General features: G+C 42.7%; 6 protein-coding genes. 4 read left to right on the plus strand and 2 right to left on the minus strand.

The window, feature by feature from the left end; all coding sequences use genetic code 11:
* Positions 1 to 132: 132 nt before the first annotated feature.
* Positions 133 to 426 (minus strand): hypothetical protein, encoded by a 294-nt coding sequence (locus ACFFAP_RS28870; RefSeq protein ID WP_375514461.1) that lies wholly within the window; start codon positions 424 to 426, stop codon positions 133 to 135.
* A 220-nt stretch (positions 427 to 646) separates the two neighbouring features.
* Positions 647 to 1438 carry an S-adenosyl-l-methionine hydroxide adenosyltransferase family protein gene (locus tag ACFFAP_RS28875; protein ID WP_375514450.1) on the minus strand — a complete coding sequence of 264 codons (792 nt, stop codon included), beginning with the start codon at positions 1436 to 1438 and terminating at the stop codon, positions 647 to 649.
* Between the two features lie 422 nt (positions 1439 to 1860).
* Here ACFFAP_RS28875 and ACFFAP_RS28880 point away from each other — a divergent pair, with 422 nt between their 5' ends.
* From ACFFAP_RS28880 to ACFFAP_RS28895, 4 genes are all read left to right on the plus strand, one after another.
* Complete coding sequence (locus tag ACFFAP_RS28880; protein ID WP_375514451.1) at positions 1861 to 2766, plus strand: hypothetical protein; 906 nt, start codon at positions 1861 to 1863, stop codon at positions 2764 to 2766.
* A gap of 14 nt (positions 2767 to 2780) precedes the next feature.
* Positions 2781 to 4703, plus strand: coding sequence for an Hsp70 family protein (locus tag ACFFAP_RS28885; RefSeq protein WP_375514452.1), 1923 nt, complete (start codon positions 2781 to 2783; stop codon positions 4701 to 4703).
* Positions 4704 to 4790: 87 nt separating this feature from the next.
* The gene (locus tag ACFFAP_RS28890) at positions 4791 to 5615 is read left to right on the plus strand and encodes a zinc-dependent peptidase (RefSeq protein WP_375514453.1); all 825 of its coding nucleotides are present in this window, start codon (positions 4791 to 4793) and stop codon (positions 5613 to 5615) included.
* A 124-nt stretch (positions 5616 to 5739) separates the two neighbouring features.
* On the plus strand, positions 5740 to 6117 hold the full coding sequence (locus ACFFAP_RS28895; protein WP_375514454.1) for an ABC transporter permease: 378 nt from the start codon (positions 5740 to 5742) through the stop codon (positions 6115 to 6117).
* Positions 6118 to 6343 lie beyond the last annotated feature (226 nt).

A 6343-nucleotide genomic window follows, 5' to 3' on the forward strand; every position in this document is an offset into this window, starting at 1 on the left:
CAATAAACGACTGCCCGAATTCAATAAACGACTGCCCGAATTCAATAAACGACTGCCCGAATTCAATCAACGACTGCCCGAATTCAATCAACGACTGTCCGAATTCAATATAGGAACTTAGCAAATTTGCTTTTATTCAACACGAAAGCGAACGCAACAATTAGAATCAATACAAATCGTACCTAGTGGTCTGCCAACCCAAAATTGCCAGGTGAGGGCAGAGATAGTAAAAGCTTTTAAAGGCAATACGCTTGGGTTAAGGCTAAAACTCTTTGTTAAAGTCAATTTTTTTAACGTAGACGCTGCATCGGCTTGCCGCAGGCTACCGCCATCGCGCAGCGTCTCTAAGAGTTGGACGCAAAGAGAAGAAAGAAATGCTAACCCAAGTGTATTGCGATATATGCATAGCTGGCAATGATTTTCCATCCTGGCAAGATTTCTCCAGCAACATCTAGTTCAATACCCCGACTACGTTGTTCGAGCAAGTTAAAACTCCCATCGAATTGTTGCTTGCACCGTCAACGGTTTACTATAAAAAATGCCAAATGTTCCACATCGAACAGCATTTTTATCAAGCATTTTGGTCAGGGTAACTCAATAAAGGCAGCCCGCACTCAGCCACAGACAGAAGTCACCAACCCTACTTTTAGGCAATTCGAGTTACTTGCTGATTCACACGGGGACGACCAAAGCGCTCCCAAGCACTCCCTCCTCGCAGAAATAGTTCTAAAAAGCGCAATGGTTCTCCAGAATCGCCTGTTGACCAACCGGAACTACCAGGAGCAAAGGCTAAAGTTCCTTCAGACACCTTGAAGCTGCCATCAGAATAGATTGCATCACTGACTACATCTCCAATCCGGATCACAATCTTGCTTTGAGGCTCCAAGTTAAGTGTATGCGCCCCAATAGTTGTTTTGATGTTGCCGTAGCCATCAATCCAAGCAATTCGATCTGGTGGAACATCTGGGATTTGCTCACTCTTGAGGCTATCTCCCAAAAGGCTAAAATCTTCATTCATAATCGCCGCCGCCGCCGGAGGAAACACATCCCGTGAGCGAAACTGCGATCCACCACGAGAAACGTTAACTACTCGCAACTCCTTTGTATAGTCTTTAATAAAGGAGAGGGTGTAGCCTGCATTCACACCTACTACTTTTACACCATTGGATAAAAGGGCATAAGTTAGTCCTTCACCTTCATTATCCCGACGGGCTTCGGGATCATCTTGACGAGGGGCACAGTTATGATAAATTAGGCGATCGCTAGGGCCTGGGTTGAGTCCCAGTTGGGCAATCCAGAATCCTGTTGCTAAAGTACTGAATGCTGGAACCGAAAGCAAATGAATTTGGGCATGGGGAAAAGCCATCAGCAGACGTTGTGTGACTTCTGTAAATGCCGGATCTCCTGTACCGTAGTCTGCAATGACGCAAATAAACATTCTGCTTCTCCTACCTTAGCTAGTAATTTGCAATCAATAGTTAGGCAATGGGTGGCTTCAAACGCCCCAGTGAATCTGCCTCATCAGTAGTCTAAGTGTGATCTCAACTATATGCAAGATTTATATAGGAATCTGATTTGATTTATGAAAAAATTTAAGTATATGTAGGGTGTGTTATCGCCAAGAGTACGGCACCAAACTATCTGATGGTGCGTTAGCCAGAGGCATAACGCACCCTACGTGTATTTCACGCAATCAAATATGATTCCTATATATAACATTGAGTGCAATTTTCTAATAAAAATATGCTGGAACCATACAACTGAGTTAATTACATCAGTCATCATGTGATTACAGGGTGAAATAACCAAACAACCGTTCGTTTGACCCTTATTAGTAACGTTAGAGTCTTAGTCAACGCCATGAAAACAATCACCTCACTTTTTAGCGAAGAACGCAACCAACTCCAGACAGATATTGATAATACAACCAGCATTGAGGAGATAATTAAGTTGGTTCAAAACCGACTTGATAATCTCGAAAGAATTTACATTGAAAAACTTAATTTGGCTCAGGTTCGTCTGGCTTCCTTTTTCCTAGATACGCTGCGGCAGTCCATTGCTGCTCTTGCTGCGGCTAACTATTCTCAACTTGCTCCAACAGAGCAAAGGCAATTTACTAACTCAGGTACAAAGTTTTTTTCCAGCAGATTAATTCTGAAATTGCTAAAGGCACTAATTTATATAGGCATCTTAGGTTCGTTGTTCTCTTTAACTAAAACTACCCCAGGTGCATGGATGGCAATTTTACTAACCTCTGTACTTATAGGGGTAGAAATTGTACTTCAACTCGACTTAAACAACCAGCAAAATTCTATGTCTCAAGAGCTATTAGAATTACCTAAACCTCTGCTCCGGGTTGATAGCAAAATATTTTTAGATCACCTTGGCGATGCTCTCAACACTATCGACCTAGCAGTAGCTAGAGTAGAAGAATGGAATAAACATGAAAGCGACCTAGCAATAGAAGAACTACCAGAGCTATTGAATTTTCTGCAAAGGCTAATGGGCGCATCAAAACTTGATAAACCCCAAATGGCTCATGAACTTGCAAAACTTCTGCCACAGATTTTAATGTCTCAGGGAATTAACGCTCAAATTTACCGACCAAATGACCCTCACAGCGATCGCGGGTATTTTGACTTTGAGCCAAGTATCGACCCTGATACCAAAGATCACGTGACTCTAACTCCTGCTTTGTTGAAAGGCGATCGCTTGATTCGGCGCGGCCGGGTAATTGAGCCAGCATATTCCTCTGCTAGAGAATAATAGACAATAAGGATATGGAAATTTTAGAAACAATCGGTTTTGATTTGGGGCACGGTGAAACGGCTGTAGCTAAAGCGATAGTGGAAAGTATCGAACCCCCCCAAATGCTGGAAATTAATAACAAGAAGAACCAAATTACAGCCCTTGGTTGGCATCCCAAACTCGGTTATCTGGTCGGCGAACAAGCATTAATTCAAGCTGGCGTTACCCAACTGACAATTTCATTCAAGCAAAAACCCAACAACGATCCCAAATATCGGGAAACAATTAGCACTTTTGTAGCAACCTACTACCGCCTTTTAAAAGAAAGCAAACAACTCGAAGGTGGGGAAGGTAGCTATTTTTACATAGGTTGCCCTTCCGGGTGGTCAGTTAGCGATCGCTCCGAATACCAAAAGCTGCTTCAAGAAGCTGGCATTCCCCAGCTAAATGTTGTACCTGAATCGCGGGCTGCTTTCATGCAAGCCAAAGAAGCCGGCAAGTTGGAGTATGACAAACTTGTTGGATCGGTGCTAATTGTCGATATTGGTTCTTCAACCACAGATTTTACTCTGGTTAAAAGCTTAGAAGAGATCCCGATAGATTTCGGGAGTAATACTTTAGGTGCATCCCTAATTGACAAGGCTATTTTTGCCCAGACTCTCGCCAACCACGAACAAAAAGCATTACTCGAAAAAGTATTTAAGGAATATCCGCATCACCAAGCTCGTTGTGAACTTGCTTGTCGCAAAGCTAAAGAAGATTACTTTTCTAATGAACAGCTATACAGCGATCCTGAATCCTTTGCGCGTGGCTTCGAGTCGATTAACGAACAGATTTATTTTATTCCCCAAGTGAATAAATTGCTGATGGAGGAAATTTTAAACCAGCCCTTACCGGAACTGGAGCATCATAGTTGGGTGCGATCGTTTAGAGACTCTTTAACCGAGGCGAAAGAAAAGCTAGAAAAACTTGGGTTCGTGCCGAAACTTGTGTTAATGACTGGGGGTGCGTCTCGCATGAAGTTTACGCACTTGCTTTGTCAGGAAATGTTTCCCGAACCAGAAACGCTACTTCGCCCCGATCCGGAACCGGAACGCTGCATTGCAATGGGTTTAGCACGAGTAGGACGATGGGATCTGCGTGCTGCTGCTTTTAAGCAAGAAGTCAACAAACTATTTACCTCGAACAAGCTTAAAGGTTTGATTGAAACGCATATCCCGGAGTTAATCGAATCACTAACTAAGCCTTTGACAGATGGCTTGATTGTCAACGCAGTTCAACCAGGTTTAAAAGATTGGCAAAAAAACAAGATACGGACTTTAGCAGAGTTGGAAACAGCTTTGATCGGTCGGGCAGAACAGTGGTTCAAAAGCGATCGCGCTGTGCAGATAATTAATCATCAATGCGCTTCTTGGTTTAGCAATAAAATACAACCCGATTTAGCCGCACAAACCGATCCAATATGTCGAAAGTTTCAGATACCTAGAAGCAGCTTAAGGTTCCAGGATAGCATTGACCCAAATTTTGTTAACCCAGAGCTACGAATTGGAGATGCTATTTTGGCTGAGACAGTGGGCTTTATTGTCAATGTAGTAATTGGTGGAGGCACCGTAGCTAGCATCATCACTCTCATCCTAACTGGACATTTAACCTGGCCTATTGCACTAGTATATGGGGCTTCGGTGATGGCGGCAGGAATGGAACTAAATCGCAAGAGTGTTCAAGAAGTAATCAAGACAAATGTGGATGTACCTAGTTGGGTTCGTTCTAGTTTTTTGAGTGACAAAAAAATCGAGGATATGTGTGAGCAAATAAAGCCTGAGTTAGAGAAAGTTCTTCAAGAACAATTGACAGCAGATCAAGAGGCTTTTGATAAACTAATTAGCAAAGTTGAGCAAGGGCTTCAAAAAACCCTTTCTACCAAAGTTCAATCTTGCATAATTCTAATTCAATAGCGGTGATGTGTGCCAGTAAATATAGTTTTTAGTTTGGCGTATTATAATACAAAATTGGTATTAAATATGTAATCTGCTCCAAATTAAATGATTAAAACAATAGTTGTCTTTCTCATCATTGGGCTGATTCTCACTGGGATTTTAATCAATCCCGTTCTAGTAAAAAGGCGAAGAAACCGTCTCAAACATCGTCCTTTCCCCCCACTGTGGAATGCGATTATTGAGAATAATCTTCCTATTTATCTCTATCTCTCTCCCGATGAAATCAGACGACTTCAGGGACATATTCAAGTATTCTTAGCAGAAAAGCAATTTATTGGCTGTAGAGGATTACAGGTGACGGAGGAAATGAAACTTACCCTTGCTGGTGTCGCCTGTTTACTCCTACTAAATGAACGTGGACAGTACTTCCCTAGACTTCGTTCAATACTGGTGTATCCAAACGCTTATTTAGTTCAGGAAACGACTTCCATCGGAAATTATGTTGTTGAAGAAAGGCGTGTGGCAAGACTGGGTGAATCGTGGACAAATGACCAAGTAGTAGTATCTTGGGAACAGGTGAAACAAGACACTAATAACTGGAGGGATGGACGTAACGTTGTGCTTCATGAATTCGCCCATCAGTTGGATCAAGAAAATGGTAAAGCTGAAGGAGTTCCGATACTGCAAAGCAACTCAGACTATGCTATTTGGGCGAAGGTGATGACAGAAGCATATCAGCAACTTTGTAATGATGTTCTGCAAGGTGCAAAGACGGTAATGGATAGCTATGGTGCAACCAATCCCGCAGAATTTTTTGCCGTAGCGACTGAGACATTCTTTGAGAAACCACACCAATTGCTGTCCAAGCATCCAGCAGTTTATGAGCAATTGCAACGTTACTATCAATTAGATCCTGTGCAATGGGCTTAAACTACGACCATCAGCTACCAGATATAACCTCAGCTTCAGATTGCATGAGTCGGAATAGTAATAAAAACATAAATCCTTGAATTATGCATAAAAAAGAAGTTTCAAAACCTTTGAATCCGTTTCAATGGCACTGGCAGCAGTGGGAGTAATCTCTCTATTGGTGGGTGGTGTCGGCATTGCCAATATTACCATCGCCACTGTCGCGGAGCGGACTTCTGAAATTGGTCTGAAGCTGGCGATCGGGGCAACAAAGCAGGACATTATGTTGCAGTTCATTCTCGAAGCGGCGGTTTTGAGCTTGTTAGGGGGAACTGTGGCGCTGATGACAGTGCATGGGTTGACGTTGGTGGTTGTCAGTACTTTTGATTTGCCCTATCAATTTGAAAGCAGTACAGCCACTTTGTCCTTAGGATCGGCGCTGCTGGTGAGAGTGGGCGCTAGTTTTCTCCCGGCTCTTTGCGCTAGCCAGCTAAATCCTGTTACAGCTTTGCGTAGCACGTAGTGTTTGCCGTACGTGAATTACCCCACCTGATTTTAAAATTCAGGTGGGGTAGTTCATTTACTCAAAAGGTTCGGGCAGCAAAGCTGTCTCTAATTGCATCCTACTTGCTACCTATGAATACCTCAAGGTTCCATCAATATTGTCGATTCCCCGAATCGGAATTGATGTTGAGTTGTATGTGCCATTTCTTCTACGACAGCTTGCTGTTAGAATATCTCTAGTAACA

The organism is uncultured Nostoc sp. (genome assembly GCF_964245575.1).
Classification (GTDB): Bacteria; Cyanobacteriota; Cyanobacteriia; order Cyanobacteriales; family Nostocaceae; genus Nostoc.

Coding starts and splice junctions, on each gene's coding strand:
- ACFFAP_RS28870 (WP_375514461.1), bottom strand. CDS start 426: ATGGAAAATCATTGCCAGCTATGCATATATCGCAATACACTTGGGTTA.
- ACFFAP_RS28875 (WP_375514450.1), bottom strand. CDS start 1,438: ATGTTTATTTGCGTCATTGCAGACTACGGTACAGGAGATCCGGCATTT.
- ACFFAP_RS28880 (WP_375514451.1), top strand. CDS start 1,861: ATGAAAACAATCACCTCACTTTTTAGCGAAGAACGCAACCAACTCCAG.
- ACFFAP_RS28885 (WP_375514452.1), top strand. CDS start 2,781: ATGGAAATTTTAGAAACAATCGGTTTTGATTTGGGGCACGGTGAAACG.
- ACFFAP_RS28890 (WP_375514453.1), top strand. CDS start 4,791: ATGATTAAAACAATAGTTGTCTTTCTCATCATTGGGCTGATTCTCACT.
- ACFFAP_RS28895 (WP_375514454.1), top strand. CDS start 5,740: ATGGCACTGGCAGCAGTGGGAGTAATCTCTCTATTGGTGGGTGGTGTC.